The sequence below is a fragment of the Arthrobacter sp. Y3221159 genome, assembly GCF_059089885.1.
This window is the reverse complement of record NZ_JBNHFC010000003.1, coordinates 66,232-88,766: the sequence shown is the minus strand read 5'-3', so window position 1 is coordinate 88,766 and position 22,535 is coordinate 66,232. Positions and strand designations below refer to the sequence as shown.

21 protein-coding genes and 1 pseudogene are annotated in these 22,535 nt (G+C 67.9%); 8 read left to right on the top strand and 14 right to left on the bottom strand.

Annotation, left to right across the window (positions count from 1 at the left end; all coding sequences use genetic code 11):
• Positions 1-6: 6 nt before the first annotated feature.
• On the bottom strand, positions 7-975 hold the full coding sequence (locus AC5RT3_RS04510; protein ID WP_494123676.1) for an RluA family pseudouridine synthase: 969 nt from the start codon (positions 973-975) through the stop codon (positions 7-9).
• A gap of 96 nt (positions 976-1,071) precedes the next feature.
• On the opposite strand from AC5RT3_RS04510, the gene AC5RT3_RS04505 reads away from it, so the two are divergent.
• A complete protein-coding gene (locus AC5RT3_RS04505; RefSeq protein WP_494123604.1) occupies positions 1,072-1,695 on the top strand; it encodes an ArsR/SmtB family transcription factor in 624 nt (207 codons plus the stop codon).
• Positions 1,688-2,380 carry an SRPBCC family protein gene (locus tag AC5RT3_RS04500; protein WP_494123603.1) on the top strand — a complete coding sequence of 231 codons (693 nt, stop codon included), beginning with the start codon at positions 1,688-1,690 and terminating at the stop codon, positions 2,378-2,380. The genes AC5RT3_RS04505 and AC5RT3_RS04500 overlap by 8 nt, the downstream gene beginning before the upstream one ends.
• Before the next feature lie 131 nt (positions 2,381-2,511).
• Here AC5RT3_RS04500 and AC5RT3_RS04495 read toward each other — a convergent pair whose 3' ends face one another.
• Positions 2,512-3,087: a TetR-like C-terminal domain-containing protein gene (locus AC5RT3_RS04495; RefSeq protein ID WP_494123602.1), complete on the bottom strand. Its 576-nt coding sequence runs from the start codon at positions 3,085-3,087 to the stop codon at positions 2,512-2,514.
• A gap of 94 nt (positions 3,088-3,181) precedes the next feature.
• Here AC5RT3_RS04495 and AC5RT3_RS04490 point away from each other — a divergent pair, with 94 nt between their 5' ends.
• Positions 3,182-3,730, top strand: coding sequence for a DUF4188 domain-containing protein (locus AC5RT3_RS04490; protein ID WP_494010796.1), 549 nt, complete (start codon positions 3,182-3,184; stop codon positions 3,728-3,730).
• Between the two features lie 60 nt (positions 3,731-3,790).
• Here AC5RT3_RS04490 and yczR read toward each other — a convergent pair whose 3' ends face one another.
• On the bottom strand, positions 3,791-5,335 hold the full coding sequence (gene yczR / locus AC5RT3_RS04485) for a MocR-like transcription factor YczR (protein WP_494123601.1): 1,545 nt from the start codon (positions 5,333-5,335) through the stop codon (positions 3,791-3,793).
• Between the two features lie 61 nt (positions 5,336-5,396).
• Here yczR and yczE point away from each other — a divergent pair, with 61 nt between their 5' ends.
• On the top strand, positions 5,397-6,017 hold the full coding sequence (gene yczE / locus AC5RT3_RS04480; protein ID WP_494010794.1) for a membrane protein YczE: 621 nt from the start codon (positions 5,397-5,399) through the stop codon (positions 6,015-6,017).
• A gap of 19 nt (positions 6,018-6,036) precedes the next feature.
• On the opposite strand, the gene AC5RT3_RS04475 is transcribed toward yczE, so the two are convergent.
• From AC5RT3_RS04475 to AC5RT3_RS04465, 3 genes are all read right to left on the bottom strand, one after another.
• On the bottom strand, positions 6,037-6,867 hold the full coding sequence (locus AC5RT3_RS04475) for an Fpg/Nei family DNA glycosylase (protein ID WP_494052057.1): 831 nt from the start codon (positions 6,865-6,867) through the stop codon (positions 6,037-6,039).
• Positions 6,860-12,064 carry an Lhr family helicase gene (locus AC5RT3_RS04470; RefSeq protein ID WP_494123675.1) on the bottom strand — a complete coding sequence of 1,735 codons (5,205 nt, stop codon included), beginning with the start codon at positions 12,062-12,064 and terminating at the stop codon, positions 6,860-6,862. The genes AC5RT3_RS04475 and AC5RT3_RS04470 overlap by 8 nt, the downstream gene beginning before the upstream one ends.
• Positions 12,065-12,174: 110 nt before the next feature.
• Positions 12,175-13,719, bottom strand: coding sequence for an FAD-dependent oxidoreductase (locus AC5RT3_RS04465; protein ID WP_494010792.1), 1,545 nt, complete (start codon positions 13,717-13,719; stop codon positions 12,175-12,177).
• A 188-nt stretch (positions 13,720-13,907) separates the two neighbouring features.
• On the opposite strand from AC5RT3_RS04465, the gene AC5RT3_RS04460 reads away from it, so the two are divergent.
• Positions 13,908-14,369, top strand: coding sequence for a DUF4383 domain-containing protein (locus AC5RT3_RS04460; protein WP_494010986.1), 462 nt, complete (start codon positions 13,908-13,910; stop codon positions 14,367-14,369).
• A 114-nt stretch (positions 14,370-14,483) separates the two neighbouring features.
• Here AC5RT3_RS04460 and AC5RT3_RS04455 read toward each other — a convergent pair whose 3' ends face one another.
• Positions 14,484-14,879: a DUF4232 domain-containing protein gene (locus AC5RT3_RS04455; RefSeq protein WP_494010985.1), complete on the bottom strand. Its 396-nt coding sequence runs from the start codon at positions 14,877-14,879 to the stop codon at positions 14,484-14,486.
• Between AC5RT3_RS04455 and AC5RT3_RS04450 the strand changes: the two genes are divergently transcribed.
• Positions 14,866-15,123 (top strand): hypothetical protein, encoded by a 258-nt coding sequence (locus tag AC5RT3_RS04450; RefSeq protein WP_494010984.1) that lies wholly within the window; start codon positions 14,866-14,868, stop codon positions 15,121-15,123. The two genes, AC5RT3_RS04455 and AC5RT3_RS04450, sit on opposite strands and share 14 nt — an antisense overlap.
• Before the next feature lie 108 nt (positions 15,124-15,231).
• On the opposite strand, the gene AC5RT3_RS04445 is transcribed toward AC5RT3_RS04450, so the two are convergent.
• The 4 genes from AC5RT3_RS04445 to AC5RT3_RS04430 all read right to left on the bottom strand — a co-directional run bounded on the left by AC5RT3_RS04445 (position 15,232) and on the right by AC5RT3_RS04430 (position 18,185).
• Positions 15,232-15,993: a YcnI family copper-binding membrane protein gene (locus tag AC5RT3_RS04445; RefSeq protein WP_494123600.1), complete on the bottom strand. Its 762-nt coding sequence runs from the start codon at positions 15,991-15,993 to the stop codon at positions 15,232-15,234.
• 80 nt (positions 15,994-16,073) lie between these two features.
• Positions 16,074-16,709 (bottom strand): hypothetical protein, encoded by a 636-nt coding sequence (locus tag AC5RT3_RS04440; protein ID WP_494123599.1) that lies wholly within the window; start codon positions 16,707-16,709, stop codon positions 16,074-16,076.
• A gap of 112 nt (positions 16,710-16,821) precedes the next feature.
• On the bottom strand, positions 16,822-17,895 hold the full coding sequence (locus tag AC5RT3_RS04435; RefSeq protein WP_494052054.1) for an NAD(P)H-dependent flavin oxidoreductase: 1,074 nt from the start codon (positions 17,893-17,895) through the stop codon (positions 16,822-16,824).
• A 74-nt stretch (positions 17,896-17,969) separates the two neighbouring features.
• On the bottom strand, positions 17,970-18,185 hold the full coding sequence (locus tag AC5RT3_RS04430) for a hypothetical protein (protein WP_494123674.1): 216 nt from the start codon (positions 18,183-18,185) through the stop codon (positions 17,970-17,972).
• 256 nt (positions 18,186-18,441) lie between these two features.
• Between AC5RT3_RS04430 and AC5RT3_RS04425 the strand changes: the two genes are divergently transcribed.
• Both AC5RT3_RS04425 and AC5RT3_RS04420 read left to right on the top strand, forming a co-directional pair.
• Positions 18,442-18,786 (top strand): hypothetical protein, encoded by a 345-nt coding sequence (locus AC5RT3_RS04425; protein WP_494123598.1) that lies wholly within the window; start codon positions 18,442-18,444, stop codon positions 18,784-18,786.
• 148 nt (positions 18,787-18,934) lie between these two features.
• Entirely contained in the window at positions 18,935-19,264 is a 330-nt protein-coding gene (locus AC5RT3_RS04420) for a GYD domain-containing protein (protein ID WP_494052052.1), read from the top strand.
• Between the two features lie 120 nt (positions 19,265-19,384).
• On the opposite strand, the pseudogene AC5RT3_RS04415 reads toward AC5RT3_RS04420, so the two are convergent.
• The 3 genes and pseudogenes from AC5RT3_RS04415 to AC5RT3_RS04405 form a co-directional block, all read right to left on the bottom strand.
• Positions 19,385-19,819 (bottom strand): annotated as a pseudogene (locus AC5RT3_RS04415) (thiamine pyrophosphate-dependent enzyme); the annotation flags it as partial.
• Positions 19,818-20,768: a glutaminase gene (locus tag AC5RT3_RS04410; protein ID WP_494123597.1), complete on the bottom strand. Its 951-nt coding sequence runs from the start codon at positions 20,766-20,768 to the stop codon at positions 19,818-19,820. The gene AC5RT3_RS04410 and the pseudogene AC5RT3_RS04415, both read right to left, overlap by 2 nt.
• Positions 20,765-22,363 (bottom strand): PucR family transcriptional regulator, encoded by a 1,599-nt coding sequence (locus AC5RT3_RS04405; protein WP_494123596.1) that lies wholly within the window; start codon positions 22,361-22,363, stop codon positions 20,765-20,767. Before AC5RT3_RS04405 ends, AC5RT3_RS04410 begins: the two co-directional genes overlap by 4 nt.
• Positions 22,364-22,535: the final 172 nt, after the last annotated feature.

The window sequence follows — 22,535 nt, the reverse complement described above, 5'->3', positions numbered from 1 at the left end:
GCTTCCTTAGGCGCGCGCCCGCACAGCCTCGCTGAGTTCCAGGGCGCTGCGGTACTCCACCGGCTTCCCTGATATCGGATCTACGAACCTGATGCCCCGGGCCAGGAGCTGCAGGGGCCTGGTGTAATCGTCCGGGGCTTTGTCCAGCAGGTCCGGATAAAAGGCGTCGTTGACAATTCCCAGTCCCAGGGACGCCATGTGTACCCGCAGCTGGTGCGTCTTGCCGGTGTGCGGTTCCAGGCGGTACCTGGCGAGCCGGCCACCGCCCGCGGTGCCCGGAGCACTCGCCGCAGGGCCGCCGTCGAACGTTTCCAGCCGCTCAATCCGCGTTTCGGCGTTCGGCTCGCCATTTACCACCTCCGCCAGGAGGTAGCTGCGGGACTTGGTCATCCGGTTGCGGACCACCACCGGAAAGTCGACGGCTGGATGCCCGGGAGCGGGCTCGGCAGCGGACACGCACTCGTATTCCTTCTGCACCTGCCGCTTCTCGAAGAGCACCTGGTATTTCCCGCGGGTCTGCGGATTGGTGGAGAACAGCAGCACCCCGGCGGTCATCCGGTCCAGCCGGTGCATGGGAATGAGGTCCGGGAGGCCGAGCTGGTTGCGGAGCCGCACCAGGGCCGACTCCTGGATGTACGTGCCGCCGGGGGTGGTGGGCAGGAAGTGCGGCTTGTCCACCACCAGCAGATGCTCGTCCTGGTGCAGGATGCTGATCTCCACGGGAATTCGGGACTCCGGCGGGAGCGTGCGGTAGTACCAGATGAAGGTGTGGTCCTGCAGGGGCGTGCCGCGGTGCAGTGGAACACCGCCTTCACCCACTATCTCCCCGGCGTCGAACCGGTCCTCGATGCCCTGCGGGTCGATGTGGCCCCATCGGTGCATCATGTAGTCCATCGCGGTGTCCCAAGGACCCTCATCCGGAAGGCGCAGGCGGGTGGCGTTGACGCCGTCGCGCACGGGGAGGGGGGATTGCATCACCGGTCCATTCTACTTTGCGGGCCCGAATCTCCTTTTCGTCCCGACGATAAAAAAATTCTTGACAAAAAAAGTTGTCGGTACGAAGATGGACGCATGTTGGACATCGAAGTGATCGAGGACCCGGCGGCGGCCGAAGCGTCGCTGGATCCCATTCGCACGCGGATCCTTCGGGAGCTGGGCACGCCCGGGTCCGCCACGCAGCTGGCCGTGAAGGTGGGGCTGCCCCGGCAGAAGGTCAACTACCACCTCAAGGCCCTCGAAAGGCACGGGCTGGTGGAACTGGTGGAGGAGCGGCGCAAGGGCAACGTAACCGAACGCGTCCTCCAGGCCACGGCCGCCTCCTATCTCATCTCACCCTCGGCGCTCGCTTCCGTTTCCCCGGACCCCCGCCGCTTCGCGGACCGGTTCTCGGCGTTCTGGCTGCTCGCCCTCGCCGGGCGGATGGTCCAGGAGGTGGGAAAGCTGATCGCCGGGGCCGCGGCTGCCCGCCAGAAGCTCGCCACCTTCGCCATCGACGGCGAGGTCACCTTCCGTACCGCCGCTGAGCGCGCCGCGTTCGCTGAGGAACTCGGCGTGGCGGTCACGCAGCTGGTGGACAAATACCATGACGGGGAGGCCTCCTCCCGCGGGCGGCGGCACCGTCTGGTAGTGGCTTTGCACCCGGCACTCAAGACAACCAATCCAACCCCCTCACGCAAGGAGCAGGACAATGACTGACAACCGCAACTTCGAAATCGTCTACGACACCGAACTGCCCGGTACGCCAGAACGCGTGTGGGAGGCCGTTACCACGGGGACCCCCGCTTGGATGTTTCCCACGGACCAGTGGCCGGACGTCAAGACCGTGAACGAATACCCCGCCCACCTGGTGTCCCGGATGGACGGCCCCGACGGTTGGTTCAACCAGCTGGAGCATGTCCTGGAACCGCTCGATGGCGGACGCGCCCGGCTGCACTACGTCCACAGCGGGATTTTCGCTGACAACTGGGACGAGCAGTACGACGGTGCCAGCCGCCACACCGAGTTCTACCTGCACACGCTCGGCCAGTACCTGCAGCACTTCGATGGCAAGCCTGTGGTCTTCACCGATGTCCAGGGGCCGGCCGCCTCCCAGGCCCCGGAGGGGTTCCAACGGCTCCGCAAGGCGCTGGGTGTTGAATCCGCCCGGCAGGGTTCCGCCGTGGATGTGGAGCTCGACGGCGTAGGGCGGCTCATGGGCGAAGTGGACTTCACGAACGAGCACTTCCTGGGCCTGCGCACCTCCGACGCGATGTTCCGGTTCTTTGGCCGCAACGCCTGGGGCGCCCCCGTGGGGATGACCGTCCACGACTTCAGCGGCACGGGGGATTCGGAAACCACCGCCAAGGCGTGGAGCGGCTTCCTGGAGCGCGTGTACGTGTAGCGGCGGCCCGACCGGTTTCGACGCGCACAATCCGATGTGACCCGCACATTACCTGGCGCAGTGGAAATATCCGCCGCGGCAGGTAATTTGCGTCGGACGGAGGAATTGCCGCATCGAAAGCGGTTGGACGGTCAGGCGGCCCAGCCGCGGCCGATGGCTTCCAGGGCCAGACTGTAGACGTCTTCCCAGGGTGCGTCCGGCGGGCCCATCTGGGCCACTTCCAGGCTGATCAGGCCGTGGACCTGCGCCCAGATGGCCACGGCCACCATCTCCGCCGGCGCAGGACGCAGCGTGCCCGCTGCCTGGGCTGCGGAGACCGCCCCGATCAGCGGATCCATCGCCCCGGCCGCGGCTTCCGGGCTGGGCTTGCAGTCCGCGTAGGCCGCCATGGCTCCGCCAAACATGAGCCGGTACAGTGCGGTATGTTCCAGAGCCCAGCTCCGGTAGGCAATTCCGAGCCCCCGGAGCCCTCCCTGGGCCGCCTGCTCCTGGGACTCACGGAATGACCGGAATCCGTGGTCCATGACAGCGGCCAGCAGCTGGGATTTTCCCCCGAACAGCGCGTAAACAGCTGTAGTGGACGTGCCTGCGGCGGCCGCCACGTCGCGGAGGGTTAGCCGCGACGGACCTTCACGGTCCACGAGGTCGGCAGTCATTTCCAGCAGTTGCTGCTTGAGGGCATCGGTATGCATTACAGGTCTTGCCACGGGGCCAATTCTTTCATAACGTTGTTACATAACGGCGTTATGAAATGCAGCGGGAGTCAAAAAATCCATTCGCTTCCCCTTGAAGGAGCACCCCATGGCGCAGGAAGTCTTTCCAGGCCGGTACACTGCCGACCCCGCCCGTGATTCCGTCACTGTTTTCCTGATCGGCATGCGGGCAAACCGCTGGTGGAAGCTTGGGGCCGTCGGAAAGGTCGCCTCGGCCATGCCGCCGATGCTCCGGCACCTGGCCTCCGACCCTCAGTCCGGAATGCTTGGTTTTGAACAATGGCTGGGGCGGACCACGGTCCTGGTCAGCTACTGGGAGAGTCCGGAGCATCTAAGGAAGTTCGCGGCGGACCGGGAGGCCCCGCACCTGGAACCCTGGCGGCGTTTCATGAAGGAGATGGCAGGACGCGGCGACGTCGGCATTTGGCACGAAACGTACCAGGTGCCCGCGGGCGGGATCGAGGCGGTCTACAGCGGCATGCCGCTGTTCGGGCTGGCCAAAGCCACCAGCCATGTTCCCATCGGGCCCGGAAGCAATACCGCAAAGCAGCGGATGGGCCGCGCCGCCCCGCGGAATGACAAAGCAGCTGACCGGGCGGCAGCAGGAGCCCAGCCGCCTGCCTCCCCAACCAGGTAGTGCCAACTGCGGTGATGGGCGTCCGAAACGACACTTGGCGCTAGCTACTTGCGGTGGCGCTCACGCGATCGCCACCGCCGGGGCGGTGGTGAGGGTGCGCCGGAGTTGGGGAGCGGCGTTGAGCTTGTCCTGGGCGGCGCGCAATGCCAGCACCGCAGTTTCCAGCTGCTCAGGCGGCAAGGTGAAGGGCACCCGCAGGAACCGTTCGAACGCTCCGCCGATTCCGAACCTCGGCCCGGCGGCCAGCCGGATGCCGAACTCCGGCGCCAGGACTGTCAGCGCGGTGCTGGACGGAGCCGGCAGCCGGCACCACACGGACAGGCCGCCGGCGGGCACGGGGGTCTCCCAGCCGGGCAGATGCCCGCGCAGCAGCTCAAGCAGCGCTGCCCTGTTGGTCCGCAGCGCCGCCAACCGGGCAGGGAGCGGTTCGTCCATGGCCCGGACCAGGTGTGCGGCCGCGAGCTGCTCCATAATCGGACCGCCCAGGTCAACGGTGGTGCGCGCAGCCGCCAAGCGCCCGATCATGGCTTCGGAAGCCCGGATCCAGCCGGTCCGCAGGCCGCCCCAGTGCGATTTGCTGAGTGAGCCGATTGTGACCACGTTGGGGCTGAAGCCTGCCAGGGGAGTGGTGCCCACGCCGTCGAGGTTCAGTTCGCGGAGCGTCTCATCCGCCACCAGGACCGTGCCGGTGGCCGCGGCGGCGCGGACCAGCCTCCGGCGCTGGGTGTCGGGCATGGCCATGCCGGTGGGGTTGTGGAAGTCCGGCACCATATACGCGAGCTTGGGGCGCTGCTGGGCCAGGACAGTTTCCAATGCTGGCAGGTCCCAGCCGCCGGGTGCAAAGGCGACGGGAACGGGCCGGCACCTGGCGGCCCGGATTGCGTCCAGGGCGTTGGGGTAGCTGGGGTGTTCCACGAGGACCCGGTCCTGACGGTCCGCCAGGGTGCGGAGGACTATGGTCAGTGCGTGCTGGGCGCCTGACGTCACCATCACCTGCCCCGCATGGGTGGGCACACCGGCGGCCGTGTACCTGTCTGCGGATCGCCTGGCGGAGCGGAAGCAGGCCGATGGCGTCGTAGCCAAACCCGGCAGCAGGGCCGGAAGTTCGGTCAGTGCGGCGGCGAAAGCCCGGTGCACGACTTCGCCGCTGGCCGGCAGCGCCGAATAGGCCAGGTCCAGCAGCCCTTCCGGCGCTGCCAGGCCCGGGGCGGAGATGGCCCCGGCCCCTTTCCAGCCCGTCCCTGCTCCACCAGTCCCTGTCCCGCCAGCCTCTGTCCCACTGGCTTCCTTGAGTTTGGCGGGGCCGAAAATCGCCGGTCCGAACGGGTTCAGGTCGGGGATCCGGGTCCTGCCGCGGCTGCCTTGTCCGCTGCTGAGGAAACCCTGTTCCCGGAGGATCGCGTAGGCGGCCGTAACGGTGGTCCGGCTGACACCCAGGGCCGCGGACAGCGCGCGCTCACTGGGCAGGGCAGTATCAAGGGGCACCCTGCCGTCCAGGATGAGCAGCCGGACCACATCGGCCAGTTCCCGGTACGCCGGTCCGGCCCCGCGGTTCCATGGCCCCAGAAGGCGGGCGAGCGCTGCTGAACTCAGGGAAGGGGCCATATAGCCAGTGTCTCAAACTGGCTATGTAATCAAAAGCCAGTTGCGTGGGAGGGTTGATCCCATGATGACCCGCAGACTGATCCAGCTCTTCACCGGTCTCGCCATGTACGGCATTTCCCTGGCAATGTTCATCCGGGCCGGGCTTGGCCTGGACCCGTGGGACGTCTTTCACCAAGGGCTGGCGAACCGGACCGGGCTGAGCATCGGCATGGTGGTCATCATCGTGAGCTTCCTGGTGCTCCTGCTGTGGATCCCCCTGCGGCAGTGGCCCGGCTTCGGAACCCTTTGCAACGCCGTCCTGGTGGGCGTCTTCGCCGACGTCGGGCTGGCCCTGATCCCCACCGTGTCCCAACTTTTCGGCCAGGTGGGGATGCTTGCCGGCGCTGTCCTGCTGAACGGCATCGCCTCCGCCTGCTACATCGGTGCCCGCTTTGGCCCCGGGGCCAGGGACGGGCTGATGACCGGCCTGGCCCGGCGTACCGGCTGGTCCGTCCGCCTGTCCCGCACACTGATCGAGGTGACCGTCCTGGCCGTCGGTTGGGTCCTGGGCGGTTCGGTGGGCGTGGGAACCGTTGTCTACGCACTGGCCATCGGACCCCTGGTGCAGCTGCTGCTGCCGCGGTTCATGGTTCCGGCCGCAGTGCCGAAGACTGCCGGCGCTTCACCTGCCACCGTTTGCTGAGCCCTTTGCCCGCCCTGGATTACCTCGGTTCCGGCTGGCACCGGGGGCAGAAGTAGATGTCGCGTTCCTCGTCCCCGTTCGGCTTGCCAAGCAGTCCGCGCCGGACAGGGGTCCCGCATTTCAGGCACGCCTGGTGCTCGCGGCGGTACACCCAATAGCCGGGCCGGCCGGCCATCCGTCCCACCGGCATGCCGCGGGCGTTGAGGATGGTGACGCGGCGGCCGGGCCCGAGGTTTACCTCCAGCAGTTGCTTGGCGTCCGTCATCATGGTCCGTACGTCCGCCACCTCAGCAACAGGAGTGGCGGGGTGGACGCCGGAGAGGAAGCAGGCCTCGCAGCGGTAGATGTTGCCGATCCCGGCGAGGTTCCGCTGGTCCAGGAGTGCCACGCCCACCGGGACAGCAGGCGCTGAACGGATCCGGCGTTCGGCCTCGTCCAGGTCCCAGTCCGGGCCCAGGAGGTCCGGGCCGAGGAACCCCACGATGGAGTCTTCGTTGTCAGTGGCCACCACTTCCACAATGCCCAGGGAAAAGCCGACGGCGTCCGCGGCTGCCGTGCGCAGGACACACCGGGCGGTGTAGCCGGGTTTCCGCCACCTGCCGCCCGCAGGGTAGATCTGCCAGGTGCCCTCCATCTTCAGGTGTGAATGGATGGTGAGCCGCTTGCCGTCGGGCCCCACTACCCGCATCAGGAGGTGCTTGCCGCGGGGCACCACCTCGGCCACCGTCCACCCGGCAAGGTTCAGGGTGGCGAAACGGGGGACACGGAAGTCTGAGGCCAGCAGGGTCTGCCCGGCCAGGGCCTTGTGCAGCTGGTTGGCTGCCCGCCACACGGAATCGCCCTCAGGCACGGATCCTCAGCCCCTTCGGGGTGGAGTAGGCTCCGGCGGAACCGAGGGCGGCCGCCACCGGGGTGTCCAGGATGCCGTGCCCGTTGACCTTTTCCATGACCAGCTTGTCCACGGCGCCACGGGTCACGACGCCCACCAGGGCGGTGCCCGCGGCGGCCAGGACGGCAGCATCATCACTAAAGGCGAGAAGGGTCTTGCCGCCCCGTTCCACGTAGAGGACAAGTGCTCCGTCCACAAGGACCACCAGCGCCCCGGCCTTCCGTCCCGGGCGGTGGCCGGTTCCGGCGTCGTCCTGGAGGGCGGGCCAGGGAAGGGCCGCGCCGTAGGGGTTGGCGGGGTCGGTGGCGGCGAGGGCCAGGGCAGCCGGCTCCGGTTGGGCGAGCTGGGTGTCCTCGGCGTAGGAGCGCAGCCGGTCAACCGTGGCCGGCACGGCGAACTGGGCCGCCCCCAGATGCTCGATGAAGTAGCCCCGCCGGCAGCGCCCCGCTTCCTCCAGCCGGGCCAGCACCTTGTACATCAGGCCGAAGCCGCCCAGGATCTGCTCGGCCATGACCGAACCCCTGGTGACAACGCCATATCGGTCCAACAGGAGCTCGGCAGTGGCCCGGGCATGGATGGTGGGATCGAGTTCCGGTTCCGGCAGCGCGGACCAGCGCCCGGCTGCCAGGGGTGGAGTTGCCGCGGCGCCCGAGCCGCCGAAGCGGCCACCGGCAAGGCCCGGCGACCCCATCAGTCCGGTGCCGTGCGAACGCCCCAGCCTACTGAGCCGAGGTGCCCTCGCCCGCGGTGCGCGTGCCACCTGCCGATGCGCCGTATGGCCGCCGGCGATCAGCGCACGGACGGGGGCGAAGGTGTCGCCTGTGATGCGGCCGGCCCACGCCAGCTCCCAGAGCGCAGTCACCACGTCCTGGTCGCTGAGCACCGAGTCCATGCCGCCCGCGATGTCCGTCAATTGGCGGAAGAAATAGCCGCCGCCGTTGGCGCGCAGGTGGTCGAGCAGGCGTTGCCCGGCGTCGCCCGGCTGGTACTCCGGAGCGGGGTTCAAGGTGAGCTCCGCCGAGTCCGCAAGGTGCAGGCTGATCCAGCCGTCATTTCCCGGCAGGGCTCCGGCCCCGGACCACAGGACCTCCCCGGTAGCCATGAGTTCGTCCAGCATGGCCGGCTGGTAGTTGGACACCCGGCTGGCCAGGATGAGCGGCTCCCAGGCGGACGCGGGGACGGGCACCCCGGAAAGCTGGTCAATGGCGGTAATGATGCCGTCCAGGCCGCGAAGCGACGGCTGGCCGCGACCGCCGCCCGGAACGCGCACGTGCTGCCAGGCAGGAAGGAACCGGCCGTAGGCGGCGGCATCCACCGGTTCCACTTCGGCCCGCAGTGCCGCCAGCGAACGGCGGCGGAGCTTGCGCAGCACCTCGGCGTCGCACCATTCGCTGACGCTGGCGTGCGGGAGTTCCGGTGCTGCGTGCCCAACCGCCGGCAGGTGCGCCGTTTCGGTCGGCGCGAGCTCCTCGTCCTCTTCTTCCCCCGCAACATCAAGGTCGTCATCGCCTGCAAGGTAACCGGCGGCGGCTTCGTCGTCGTCGGGCTCAAGCGGCCCGGCGTCCAATCCTTCGGCACCGGCACCATCGATGCCTGCCGGCAGGTCGGCACTGCCCGGCTGGGCTGCACTGCCCGCGTGGACTGTACTGCCCGGTGGGGCCGCGTTCGGCCGGAACTCGCCTTCCACTACCCGTCCGTCCGCGGCGAGCCGCTTGAGGGCGGTGCCCACCACCGCCACGCCCAGTCCCAGCCGCGCTGCCGCTTCAGCAGCCGTAAACGGGCCATGGGTGCGGGCATAGCGGGGGACGAGATCCCCGAGCGGATCCGCCACCGGCTCGATAAAGGCCAGGGGAACGCCCATGGGCAGAGGCACGCCCAAGGCATCGCGCAGCCGGGCGGCGTCCTCAACGGCGGCGAACCGTTCAACCCCGCCGATGTTTACTTTGATGGCCCGGTTGGCGCGCTGCAGCGCTGCCAGGTGGGCCGTTGCGGACCCAATGCTGCCGTGGGCTGCCTCGGATGCACCCCCGCGGCCGTCCAGTCCCGCGGCGAGCTCGGCATCCGTTGGTTCAACGTCACCATCTGCGGCAGCCGGGCCGGCGGCATTTTCCCCGGGTGCGTTGTCCTCGCCCTGCAGCCTGGCCGCCACCTCTTCCGGCGTCAGCGGCCCGAGCAGCCGCAACAGGTCGGCCACGCCCTCGAGCCCCCGTGCCCTCCGGTCCGGGGCCAGCCGCTGCAGCTCCCGCTCGGTGGTTTCGATGACCCTTGCGTCCAGCAGTTCCCGCAGTTCCACGCGGCCCAGCAGCTCATTGAGGAGCGTGGAGTCCAGGGCCAACGCCGCGGCCCGCCGTTCCGCCAGGGGTGAATCGCCCTCGTAAAGGAACTGGGCCACGTACCCGAACAGCAGGGACTTGGCGAACGGCGACGGCTGCTGGGTGGTGGTCTGTACGATCCGCAGTTCGCGCCGTTCCACGGAGGCGGCGATGTCCTTCAAGGCGGGGAGGTCGTAGACGTCCTGCAGGCACTCGCGCACCGTCTCCAGCACGATGGGGAACGTGGGGTATTTCCTGGCGACGTCCAGCAACTGCGCTGAGCGCTGCCTCTGCTGCCACAGCGGCTGCCGCTTCCCGGGCGTCTGGCGGGGGAGCAGGAGCGCCCGCGCAGCGCATTCCCGGAACCGTGACGCGAACAATGCACTGCCGCCCACCTCGGCGGTGACAATCTGTTCCAGCTCTTCCGGGTCGAAGAGGAACAGCTCCGCGCCCGGAGGCTCGTCCTCCATCATGGGCACGCGCAGGACAATGCCGTCGTCGGCCGCCATGGCGGAGCCGTCCAGGCCGTACCGCTGGTGGAGCCGCTGCCCCACGGCGAGGGCCCAGGGTGCGTGCACGGGCATGCCGAACGGGCTGTGCAGGATGACCCGCCAGTCGCCTAGCTCGTCATGGAACCGCTCCACCACCAGGGTGGTGTCGCTTGGCACCACCTCCGTGGCCTGCTTTTGCTCCGTCAGGTACTGGATCAGGTTGTTGGCGGCGAACTCGTCCAGCCCGCTCGCCTTGCAGCGCTCGGTGGCGGGGCCGGCGTCGGACGCGGACAATTCGCGGACGAACGCGCCCAGCGCCCGGCCCAGGTCCACCGGCCGGCCCAACGAATCGCCCTTCCAGAACGGCAGCTTGCCGGGCTGGCCAAAGGCCGGGGACACCAGTACGCGATCGTGGGTGATGTCCTCGATCTTCCAACTGGTGGCACCCAGCGCGAAGACGTCGCCCACCCGGGACTCGTACACCATTTCCTCGTCCAGCTCGCCCACGCGGCGGCCGCCTTTGGGCGCGGGAGCCGGCTTGCCGTCACCGGTGGGGGAGGCGGAGCCTTCTACCTCGGTGCCAATGATGTACACGCCGAACAAGCCGCGGTCCGGGATGGTGCCGCCGGACGTCACGGCCAGGCGCTGGGCCCCGGGCCTGCCCTCGATGGTCCCGGCGTTGCGGTCCCAGACAATCCGTGGCCTGAGCTCGGCGAATTCATCCGACGGATAGCGCCCGGCCAGCAGGTCGAGGGTGGCCTCGAACGCCGAGCGGGGGAGCGAAGCGAAGGGGGCGGAGCGCCGGACAGTTGCGAACCACTCCTCGACGTCGATGCTCCCCAGTGCGGTGGCGGCCACCGTCTGCTGGGCCAGGATGTCCAGCGGGTTGGCCGGGATGCTGAGGCGTTCAATCTTGCCGTTCAGCATCCGTTCCACGGTGATGGCGGTGTGTACCAGGTCAGCGCGGTGCTTGGGGAACAGGACACCCTGGGAGACTTCGCCCACCTGGTGTCCCGCCCGCCCCACGCGCTGCAGACCGCTGGCCACCGACGGCGGCGACTCCACCTGCACCACCAGGTCCACGGCTCCCATATCGATGCCGAGTTCCAGTGACGAGGTGGCCACCACGCAGCGCAGCCGGCCCGACTTCAGGTCGTCCTCGATGAGTGCCCGCTGGTCCTTGGAGACCGAGCCGTGGTGCGCCCGCGCCAGCACCGGGTCCGCGCCCGCCGAACTGCCTGCCTGGGCCATCATGTGCGCGGGCGTGGCAGTGGACGCAAGAATGCCCGACGGCGGGACGGCCGGCCCGGAGCCGGCAGCTCCCGGCCCTTCCGCTGCGGGATCGTCCCAGCCGCCGCCGGCCGCCACCAGTTGCCGTTCGGCGTAGATCTCGTTGAGCCGGGCAGTCAGCCGTTCGGACAGCCGGCGGGAGTTGGCGAAAACGATGGTTGACTGGTTGGCCAGCACCAGGTCAACGATCTTCTCCTCCACGTGCGGCCAAATGGAGGCCTGCGGCTGGAGCCCGGAGGCCGGGCCGGAATCGAACGCCCCGGCGGCGCCCTGGAGGTCGGACATGTCCTCCACCGGCACGGACACCGTGAGGTCCCAGTTCTTACTGGCAGGCGGGGCAACAATCTCCACAGGTGCCGAACCGGCCAGGAACTGGGCTACCAGTTCCCGGGGCTCCACCGTGGCCGAAAGCCCGATCCGCTGGGCAGGCTTGGGCAGCAGGGCATCAAGCCGCTCGAGCGACACGGCAAGGTGTGCGCCACGTTTGGTTCCGGCCACGGCATGGACTTCGTCGATGATGATGGTGTCCACCTCGGTGAGGGTTTCACGCGCCCTGGAGGTGAGCATCAGGAACAGCGACTCGGGGGTGGTGATAAGGATGTCCGGCGGGTTGCTCAGCAACGCACGCCGGTCCGCCGCGGTGGTGTCCCCGGACCTGACGCCCACGGTGATCAGGGGAGCGGGAAGGTCCAGGCGCTTGGCGATCTGGGTAATGCCGATCAGCGGGGAGCGCAGGTTCCGTTCGACGTCGACCCCCAGGGCTTTCAGCGGCGAAATGTAGAGAACGCGAGTCTTGCGCTTCGGAGCCCGGGGCTTCCTGCCCTTCGCCGGGCGCTTGGACGAGGCCGCTTCCTCCTCCGCAGGCGGCCCCGGGGCGGCAGCGGAGCTGAGGATCCGGTCCAGGGCCCACAGGAAAGCGGCGAGGGTCTTGCCCGAACCGGTGGGCGCCACCACCAGGGCATGCGAACCTGAGGAGATGGCGTTCCAGGCCCCGGCCTGGGCAGGGGTGGCTTGGGAAAAAGCGCCCAGGAACCAGTCGCGGGTTGGCCTGCTGAACTGGGCCATGGGCGCGGCTTCCACCGGACGCCTGCCGCCCCGGGAGGGCTCTTCCTGGTTCATGCCTCCATCATGCCCCAGGCCACCGACAGGACTGCCGGCGCCCGCGGAACCTGGGCTCAACCCTTCTTGTCCTGCGGCAGGTCCCTGGTGGCCGGTCCTTCCAGCAATGTGCCGTCGCTGGCGAATCGGGAACCGTGCAGGGGGCAGTCCCAGGTCCTTTCGTTGTCATTCCAGTGCACAATGCCGCCCAGGTGCGTGCAGACAGCCGAGAGCTTGCACGTGGTCCCGTCAACGGTAGAAACGGCCACCGGGCGGGTCCCTTCGCGGTACACCTTCCCTTCGCCTTCGGCGGGAACAACCGGCGCGGCCGCAGGAAGGTCCTTGCCCCGTTTCAGTGCCCTTGTGCCTTCCGTCTTCAGGCCTTCCGCCGCCAGCTGCCCCCATCCGGAGGCAAGCTTGGCTGCCACACCTGCGTTAAGGGCGACGGCGGAGAACGCCCCGGAGGGGGACGTGACCCGGTGGTGGATGGTGTCCGCCCAGGGCACATTGCCGCCCAGGATATCGGCGGAAATCGCCAGTGCTGCGGCGACTGAGTTGGTCATGCCCCACTTGTTGTATCCGGTGCCGAAGTAGACATGCCCCTTGCCGCGGGGAAGCTTGCCGAAGAACGGCATCAGGTTGGTGGCCATGTAGTCCTGTGCGGACCAGGCGTGCGTGGTCCTCGCGCCAGGATAGTGCTGCCGGGTCCAGTCGAGAAGCCCTTGAAGATGCGCCTTCTCGGACTCCGCCCGGCCCACGTGGTGCCCGTGGCCGCCCACCAGCAGGAGCCTGCGGCCGTCGTGTTCGTAATCGCGCAGCGAGTGCGTGGGCTGTTCCACCGAGATGTACATCCCGGCCGGCGGCTCCTGCCCCTCCTGCAGCTCAAGGGCTGCCGCATAGGACCGGCTGGGCTTCAGCTTGGCGAAGTACAGGCCGCGGTCCAGGACCGGGATGCCGGTGGCAAGCACTACCCGGTCCGCGCGCACGCTGCCCCGGCTGGTCCGCACCACTGACGGAAGGTCTCCGGCGACGTCCCGCAGCCGCACGCCGCCCACAACCGTGCCGCCCCGTCCGCGGATGTCCGCCACCAGCGTGTCCACTACCTCCATGGGATGGATCTGCGCCTGGTCGGGGAGGCGGACGGCGCCGTGCACGGCGAACGGCAGGCCGGCGTCGCGCACGTATTCCATGGCGAGCCCCGCCGTGGTTCCGGCGCTTACCTCCTCGCGCAGCTTTTCCGTCCCCTGCGCAGTTGCCGCATAGGTGTAGGCGTCGCGGCGCTGGTACGGTACGCCATGGTCGTCGAGGTAGCGCAGCAGCCAGGCCTGGCCTTCACGGTTGCCGTCAACGTAGGCCTGCACCTGCTTTTGGGAGTACTGGCGGGCAAGCTGGGACAGGAAGGTGCCCTGCAGCAGGGTTACCTTGGCCGTGGTGTTGCCGGTGGTGACGGCGCCTGGATGCCGCGCCTCGAGAACCAGGACCTTTTGGCCGGAGCGGGCCAGCAGCAGCGCGGTGACCAGGCCGGTCAGTCCTGCACCGGCCACCACCGTGTCGTACTTGGTGTCGGGCTCGAACGGATCGGAAGTGAAAGCCGCGCTGCGGTCCAACCAAATCGACGTCATGCCAATTCAACCTGCCTCCGGTCTCAGTGGCCTGGTGGGGCCAGTTTGTAATGGGTCCGTTATAGACCTGACCTATCGGTTCCGCAGTTGCTAAGTATACTTACTTTGTCGGGGTAGTCTATGGTCAGGCGCAGCCCGGCAGCCATGGAAAACGAAAACGACAAACAGCAGGAGAAATCATGACAAGCATGAGTTCCGACGGTCGTACCGTAGGCCGGACCAACATTCAAAAAGCAGCCCTCGCCGTGGGAGCGGTCTTCCTCCTGGTGGGTGTGCTCGGCTTCATTCCTGGCATCACCGCCAACTACGAGACCATGGGCTTCGCCGGGCACGAGTCCCAGGCGCTGCTGCTGGGCCTCTTCCAGGTTTCTGTGCTGCACAACATCGTCCATCTGCTGTTCGGCGCCGCCGGTATCGCTATGGCCCGCAGTGCCGCTCAGTCCAAGAACTACCTGATAATAGGTGGCGCCATCTACCTGGTCCTCTGGCTATACGGCCTGCTGATCGGTCTGGAGACGCCGGTCAACTTCATCCCTGTGAACATGGCGGCCAACTGGCTGCACTTTGTCCTTGGTGTTGGCATGCTTGGCCTGGGCTTTGCTCTCTCTCGCGGTACTGCCCGCGCCGGCCGCCCCACGACGGCCCACTAACAGGTACTGAAACACAACCGCGCAGCCACAGGTTCGCGGTACTTACAAGAAACTGCAGGCGGCCCGGCACATGCCGGACCGCCTGCAGTCGTCTGTAGGGAAGCCCCGGCGGAGCTACGCCGGCTGGAACGCCCCGATGCTGAGCAGCGTGATGCCGGCGTTGCTGCATGCCTTGGTGGGCTGGGGCACAAACAGCGAGGCAGTGTCCTCCGGCGGGTAGATGCGGTAGCCGGCGGCGTCCACCATGGCGCAGTCCATGTAGTTTCCGGCCTGGGTGTAGCGCAGGACGGCCGTGCCGGTCTGGCCGGGTGCCAGGAGGACGTCCGTGACAGGTGTTGAATCCTCACGGCTGGCCGGCGCTCCGATGGGCTCCCCGGCGTTGTCCGCCGCCAGGGACACTCCCGCGTAGCCCTTGAGCAGGCAGGGCTCCGTGCCGCTGTTGGTGAGGTTTAGTTTCATATAGACGCTGCCCGCAGCGCCCCCGCCGGATGCATCGGTGGCCGCGGTCAGCCCCGCGGCCTTGCACAGGCCCGGTGCCGCAGGAGCGGCCGTTGCCGGAGCGGTGGCCGTCGGAGCGGCGGAGGACGGCGGAGCGGACGACGGCGGCGCAGACGTCGCGCTCGGGCTGGGCGCGCCGGTACCCGGCGCCGTCGTGGTCGCCTGGGTCTGCGGCTGGCTTGGACCGCAGGCGGTGAGTAGCAAGGCAGCCGCTGCGGCCGCCGTCGACATGGCTATCCCCTGGAAGATTCTCTGAGACCTCATGGCACAACCTTCGCGGCAGCGGTTGCCGGCGTCAACGATGCCGCGGGCCTGGCGGCGGTTTTGATGCCCGGATCGTGATGATCCGGGCACCAAACCTTGGCTACCTGGTGGCTGCGCCGTCCGTGGCCTTACGCCGGGCTCCGCTCCGCAGCAGGGCTGCCCCGCCCAGGACCAGCCCGCCCACGCCTGCAGCGAGCCCTGCCCAGCTGCGGGCTTCAGCTCCGCTCTCCGTTACGGCTGCGGCCTGTTCTGGTTCGGCGGGGGCCTCGTGCGCTGAGTGCGCTGCGCGTTCCGCCCCGTGCCCGCCGGCGCTCTCAGCCGCCGTCACGGTGATGGACGGCGCCGGTGCCTCCAGGGAATGCGGGTCCTCGCCGTCCTTCGCGATCTGGGACCAGTCGGTCTGGCCTGTTTCGCAGGTCTGGAGGGTGGGGAAGTGCAGCGTGCTGCCCGCCGCGTTAGGAAGCTTTACGGACAAAACCAGTGCGTCGCGGAGGTCATGCGGCAGGGGTTCCTTGGCGGTGTAGACGATCTGGCTGGTCCGCTTGGTGATGGATGTTCCGTCCGTGAGCTTCTTGGGCTCGGCGAGCTGCTCTGTCACCTTTTCAACCGTCCAGTTGGGGTTGACTGTGGGCTGGGCGTCGTTGAGCTCGGCGGGCAGGGTGATAGCCACCTTGGTGGTGCCGGACTCGTCACAGCCGTGGGGAACCCCGAACGTGAGGAGGGCGTAGGAGTTGGCGTCGGTCTTGTCCGGCGTGACGCCGACATGCGCCGCGGCGCCGCCCGCCGCTGCGAGCATCAGGGCTGCTGCGCCGCCCGTGGCGGCGGCGGTGGTCAGGGTACGGCGAAAGATGGAAGTGTTCATGGGGTTGCCTTTCTGGCGCACGCCCGCACAGGGCGTGCAGAAGTATTGAATGCCCCGCCGGCAGTGAATGCGGCGCGGGGTTAGGAACAAAGCGCGACGGCGGAAGGCGGGCCGCGTCGGCTGTCTTGCCTGAGGTTCCGCCAGGGACGGCGGGGAACGGCGGCAGGCGGGAAAACTGCGAAAACCGGGGGAACGGCGTCGGGCGCCGCTACGCGGGGGAGTCCCGCGAACGGACGAAGCCAGGCGGCCAGGGCCCACAGGGCATCCTCGCCCCTGGCCAGCAACAGCGCGCAGCCCAGGGTGGCCACAGCGTGCGCGGCCAGCATCAGCGGTGCCGAACCGGGATCGCCGGCGGATGCATGACCCGCGACGGTAACCAGCTCGGGAAGCACCGGTGCGCCGCCGCCATGCTGGTGGCCGGCATGCAGGCTGGCCGGTCCCAGTGCGAGGGCCGGGGCGCTGAACGCGGTGAACGCCTCATGCAGGACCAGCTGTCCGACGCCAAGGAGCGCCCCCACAGCGGGAAAGGCGAGCCGCAGCCGGGTGGCGGCCGTGCTGGCGAGTCCGGTCAGGGCCAGGATGGCCAGCATGATGCCGGGGGCCGGAAGTTGGCCGCCGCCCGCCACGTGGGCCCCTGCCGCCAGGGTAAGTATCGCGGCGGCGAGGGCCGAGGAGCGGAGGAGGTGGAAGGGCGCGCGCGGCTGGTGTGTCGGCACGGCTCCTCCTCTCCCCGTAGCGGTTGCCGGCGAGATCCCGGGCATGGTTCCGCCGGTCCAGATTCTATCGGTGATTGGCACGCCGGCAGGTGCCGCTGCTTTCTGCGTCCTGTTATCCGACGCCTGCCAGCAGTTCGGCGAGGACATCCGCGGCGGTGTCGTGCCGGATCAGGGGAGCGGCCTGGCCGGCCCAGAGGGACATGAGTCCGGTGTTCCCGCGGGCGGCGGCCTCGGGCCGGAAACGCCCTGTCAGCCAGTTCTGGACGGGGAACGGCGCGATGGACCGGGCATCGGCCAGGTCGGTGGTGACGCGGTTGGGGATGCCGCGGGCCAGCCTGCCGCTGAGCGCCCTGGTGAGGACCGTCCGGCCGGCCGACGGGCTGAAAAGGAGCGAGCGGTAGGCCGGGACCGCGGCCGACTCGCGGGTGGCCAGGAACGCGGTCCCAACCTGCACGGCTTCCGCGCCGAGGGCAAACGCAGCAGCAACCCCGCGCCGGTCGGCGATTCCGCCGGCAGCTATCACCGGGATACGCACGGCGTCGGCAACCTGGGGGACCAGGGCGAAGGTGCCAATGAGCGACTCTTCTGCCGGCTGCAGGAAGGACACGCGGTGCCCGCCAGACTCCATGCCGCTGGCCACCACGGCGTCCACGCCGCCGGCCTCCAGCGCCACGGCCTCCTCCACGGTCGTGGCGGTGCCGAGCACCTTGATGCCGTGACGGTGGGCGTCCTCCACCACCTCGGGTGCAGGGACACCGAACACAAAGCTGATGACGGCGGGACAGGCTTCCAGCGTGGCCTCCACCTGTTCGCCGTAGTCGGGCAGGTACCGCGCTGGCATCTCCGGCAGCGGGATGCCGAGTTCCTGGAAGTACGGCTCCAGCAGGCTGGTGAAGCGGCCAAAGTCCTCCTGGTCCACGGCCCCGGCCTCATCGCCGGTGGGGATCCACAGGTTGAGGGCGAAAGGCCTGCCCGTGGCGGCACGAAGGTCCGCTGCCGTCCGGCGGATGGCGCCGCCGTCGTAGCCGTACAGGCCGTAGGAACCCAGCCCGCCGCCGTCGCTCACGGCTGCCGTGAGCTGCACGGAGGAGACGCCGCCGAAGGGTCCAAGGACCACGGGCGCGTCGATGCTCAGTAGTTCTGTGATGGGGGTGCTGCGGAAAGCGATGAAGTCCGGCTGGGGCATGGCTGTCTCCTGGCTGGTTGCCTATGGGCGGGTCCGTCCCTAGTCTTGCAAAGCCCCGACGCCGTTCCGGCCGGTTATTGCGGCGCCGGTGACTCCACCAGGTCGTAGCCGTCGGAAATGTGGAACAGCCGGCGGCCACCGGCCGGGGCGATGACCCACACCACATCGCCGTCTGCAGTGCGGGCATCCACCAGCCCGGCATGGACGCGGGCGCCGTCGCGCCGGAGTTCCACGGTGTCGCCAATTTCCACTTCGTCCCAGCGGGTGGGGCTCTTGACGCGGTTCGCCATTGAGGTCACGGGATTTTCCTTAGGTGGTCGGGCGGCTGTCCAGCCGTTCCTGCCATCAAACAGGTGCGGACCCGGTGGCTTCAATGGAGGACTGACCACGCCGGCCGCCGGCCGCTTGTGCAGCCCTCCAGTGCACGGGCAGAGTGCTGGACATGCTTTCACTTTCCGGTCCGGGGCCTAAGCCCGGCACTGGGGACGCAGGAGCGTGCGGCGTTAGACTGCGTTCGTAAGTGCCAGACGATCCAAGGAGATGTTCATGGACTACACCGGAAGCCAGTCGGAAAAGGTTGTTCCCGCTGGTGAGCTTGGCCGCAACCACATCGGCCAGACCATCAGCTTCCAACCCAACGAGTTCACAGTCGTCTTTGGGAAACTCGCCGGAGTCGCCCGGACGGAGGCTATGGTCTACTTGTCCCTGCAGGGGGTCGGAAACGGCACGCACCTGAAGGATGAATACGACCTGCCGCTCACACACGACGTTTACGTGCCGGTGGACGTCATCAGCAACGCCGAATCCACCATCAAGGACCTGTTCGGCAAGGTCCAGGAGAACCTCCGGGGCGCAGGCCACAAGGGTGAGGACCGCACGGACAAGCTGTAGCCACAGTCCCGGCACGGTCCTAGCCCTGGAGTTGGCAGGACGGCGGCCGGCCCCGGAACAGCAGCCGAAAAACGGCCATTGCCGACCCGGGGCCGGCCTGCCATTCTGGGTGCATCCGCAGTACAGGCACCCACGACAGGACAGGGCCATGCCTCTTTATCTCTCGAAATTCAGCTACACCCCGGAGACCTGGTCCCGGCTGATCAGCACTCCTGAAGACCGGCGGAAAGCTGCGCAGGCCTACATAGAGTCGGTGGGCGGAAAGCTGCACGGATTCTGGTACGGCTTTGGCGGCCATGACGGCTACAACCTGTGGGAAGCGCCGGACAACGTGTCCATGGCCGCCGTGGCCGTTGCGATCAGCGGGGGAGGTGCGCTCAGCTCCTTCGAAACCACAGTTCTCCTCACTGTTGAGGAAACAATGGAGGCCCTCCAAAAGGCCCGGGATATCAAGTACCGGCCGCCGGGAACGGAGTAACTGTCCGGCTCCGCGGGGAGGCGGACGACGGCGGTACTTCCCGCCGTCGTCGCCTTGCCTTCAGTGGTGCCCCCCAGAGGTTCCCGGCATGGGCGCGCCACAGCGCCCGCTGGGCTTTCGTCAGTACGCCTTGACCCGCTGCTCCACCACCAAATGGATCAGGGCAAAGACGTTGTCCTGGTCGATGGCCGCCAGTGCAGCGTCCAGCGCTGCCGGAATATCCTCGTCCTCCGTAACCGTGATGCCAAAACCGCCAAAAGCCCTGGCCATTAGCCCAAAGTCGGGGTTCTGCAGTTGGGTGCCGGAAATCCGGGCTGGGTAGTGCCGCTCCTGGTGTGTGCGGATGGTGCCGTATTCCTGGTTGTCCATCACGATTACCAGCGGTGTGGCACCGTACTGGGCGGCGGTGGCCAGCTCCTGCCCGTTCATGAGGAACTCGCCATTGCCCGCGATAGTGACCACGCGCCGTCGGGGATCATCCAGGGAAGCCGCGATGGCTGACGGAACGGAGTAGCCCATGGAGCCGTTGCGGGCGCTGATCATGGACGTATAGCTAGAACACGGACCAGCCGGTGAGGTCGGAGAGTTCGGCGAGGGCGGCAGTGCCGGCCAGCGAGTTGCCTTTGGCGTCCAGCCGCGGGCTCCAGACGCAGATGGCGCATTTGCCTGGAACGATGACCAGGATTCCGCCGCCCACCCCGCTTTTGCCCGGCAGGCCCACGCGGTAGGCAAACTCGCCGGCGGCGTCGTACATCCCGCAGGTCAGCATGATGGAACCGATCCTTTTGGCCTCGCTGGGGGACAGGACAGGTCCCTGGGCGCCCTGGCCGTCCCGGGCCAGGAAAAGCCCGGCGGTGGCGAGTTCAGCGCAGGACATCATGATCGAACACTGGCGGACGTAGCTTTCCACCACCGCTTCTGCTGGCCGCCGGAGATTGCCGAAGTCCTTCAGGAAGTGGGCCAGTGCTAGGTTGCGGCTGCTGCGGGCCAGCTCGCTGGCAGCCGCGGCCTCGTCGATGAAGGGCCCGGGCTTCTCGTTCCCCGGCCTGCTCCCTGCCTGTTCGGCGAGGAACCGCAGAAGCTGCGTGGCGGCGTCGGACGTTTCCTCCATCAGGTGGTCCGTGACCACCAGGGCACCCGCATTGATGAACGGGTTGCGAGGAATGCCGTGTTCCACTTCCAGCTGCACCAGCGAATTGAAGGACGTTCCGGACGGCTCGCGCAGGACCCGTGGCCAGAGCGCACCGGCCTTGCCGCCCTGCAGGGCCATGGCCAGCGTGAAGACCTTGGAAATGCTCTGGATGGAAAACGGGACGTGTGCGTCCCCGGAGCTGAACACTTCGCCGGACGTGGTGGCCACCGCGATCCCGAACCTGTCGAACGGGACCTCCGCGAGGGAGGGAATGTTGCCGGGAACGGATCCCGCTTCCCGGCGGGGACGGTGGTTGCTGACGATGTCGTTGAGGAGGGCACCCAGAGGTGGTGCCTGGAGTGTTGCGGTCATTTCCTGCCTGGAAGATCGTGATGGTTGGCTGCCCACTCCTGGATGTGGAGCAGGGCGACGAGGGAATCGCGGGGGTTTCCGAAGTCCAGGCGGGTTACCCGCGCGGCCTTGCTGACCCGGTAGTAGACGGTGTTCTTGTGGAGGTTCATGCGTTTGGCGCACTCGGCGACGTCGAAGGACGTATCGAAATACGCGCACAGGGTCGCGGCGAGCTCGGCGTCCTGCTCGAGCAGCGCGGCCAGGCTGCGGTGCCGGAAGGGGGACGACGTGAAATTGTGGACCGCCTCGCGGAAGAGGATCTCCTCCTCGAAGTCGTCCACCGTGGCAACGGCAACCGTATCCGCACTCCCCACACAGGCCAGCAGGGCTTCGGTGATGCGGGTGGCCGTATGGATGGACAACAGGTCCGGGACGATGGGACCGACGGCGGCAAAGGGGGTAAGGCCGAGGTGCTTGCGGGCATCCCGGACGATGGCCTCGGCGAGGGTGCGCAGCCCCGGTTCGGAGGTGCTCGGCTGTAGCCCCGGGACGATCACCGCGGTATCGCCATTGAACTGCCCGACGACGGCGGAGGCCTTGTACGCGGCGGCGTGGATGGATGCGAGGTTGGCCAGTTCGCCGTGCTTGAGTGCCGCATCGTCGGCCTGGGAGTCTGCGGCCGACATTCCGATGAGGACCAGGGCGGCCGGACGGTCCGCCGGGATCTTCTCGCTGTGGGCGCTGGCCGCGGCCTCGGCCGGACCGGACAGGAGCCGGACAATGCGGTCTTCCCGCATGTGCACGGACTGCTGGTTGCGGTAGCGGATCAGCTCCGCGGAAACCCGCGCGGCGGATCCTGTCAGGACGTAATCGACGTCCGGTCCAAAGCCCTCCCCGGTTTCCTGGAGCCAGATATAGCCCATGATCCGGTCGCCGGCGAACAGGGTGATGGCCACCCGTTCGCGCAGCCCGTCCTGCGGCCTGGCCGGGACGCGCACAGGCAGCCGGGTGCGGTGGAGTTCACGGTAGGCGCCCAGGTCCTTGAGCAGCAGTTCGTACTTCCGCGGCCCACGGCGGGCCAGGATGGAGGCCTTCCGCAGTTCGTCAATGTCGTTGGTGACTGTGGAGTAGGCAAGGACCTTGTTGGCGGCGTCCTCGATGACCACATGGCTTGAGGTCAACCGCGCCGTGGTCTGGGCGATGGCAAACAGGTCCTCCTCGAGGAGGGTCAGCACCTCGCTCTGGTAGCTGCGCGGCTGGATCCTGTCCTTCGCAATGGACAGCAGGCGGTCCCAATCTGCTCCTGGATCCACCAGGAGCAGCCCGGCCCCGGCAGTGTGCAGGAGTTCCTCCGCCTCGGCAACGTCTTCCCGGTTGCCCTTGATGGCCACCACCGGCGGGGGATTCTGCAGGAGCCGGCGCAGGGCCGGCAAGGCCGAACGGCCGCGTACGCCGATCAGCAGTACAAACGCGCCTGCTGCATCCGCGGTCCCGTCATCGGCGTCCAGGATCAGGAGCCGCTCGATGGCCGACCGGCCGGGGGAGGGCCGGAGGATGAGGCTGGCGAAACCCAAGGGGAGATCCGAGAGGATGTCGTCCACCGTAACCGCGGCCATAAGTTTCCTTTTGCGTTGACTCCGCCGGACGGCTCTGTCCGGTCACCTCATCGTATCCAGCACAAAGGTCACCGATTATGGAATGCAATCCAAGCCTGCGGTCCCGTTTTTGGTTTCCGATCCATGGAAGGGCCGTGCCGAAAGCTGCTGTTACACCGCCTCATTCGAAAAA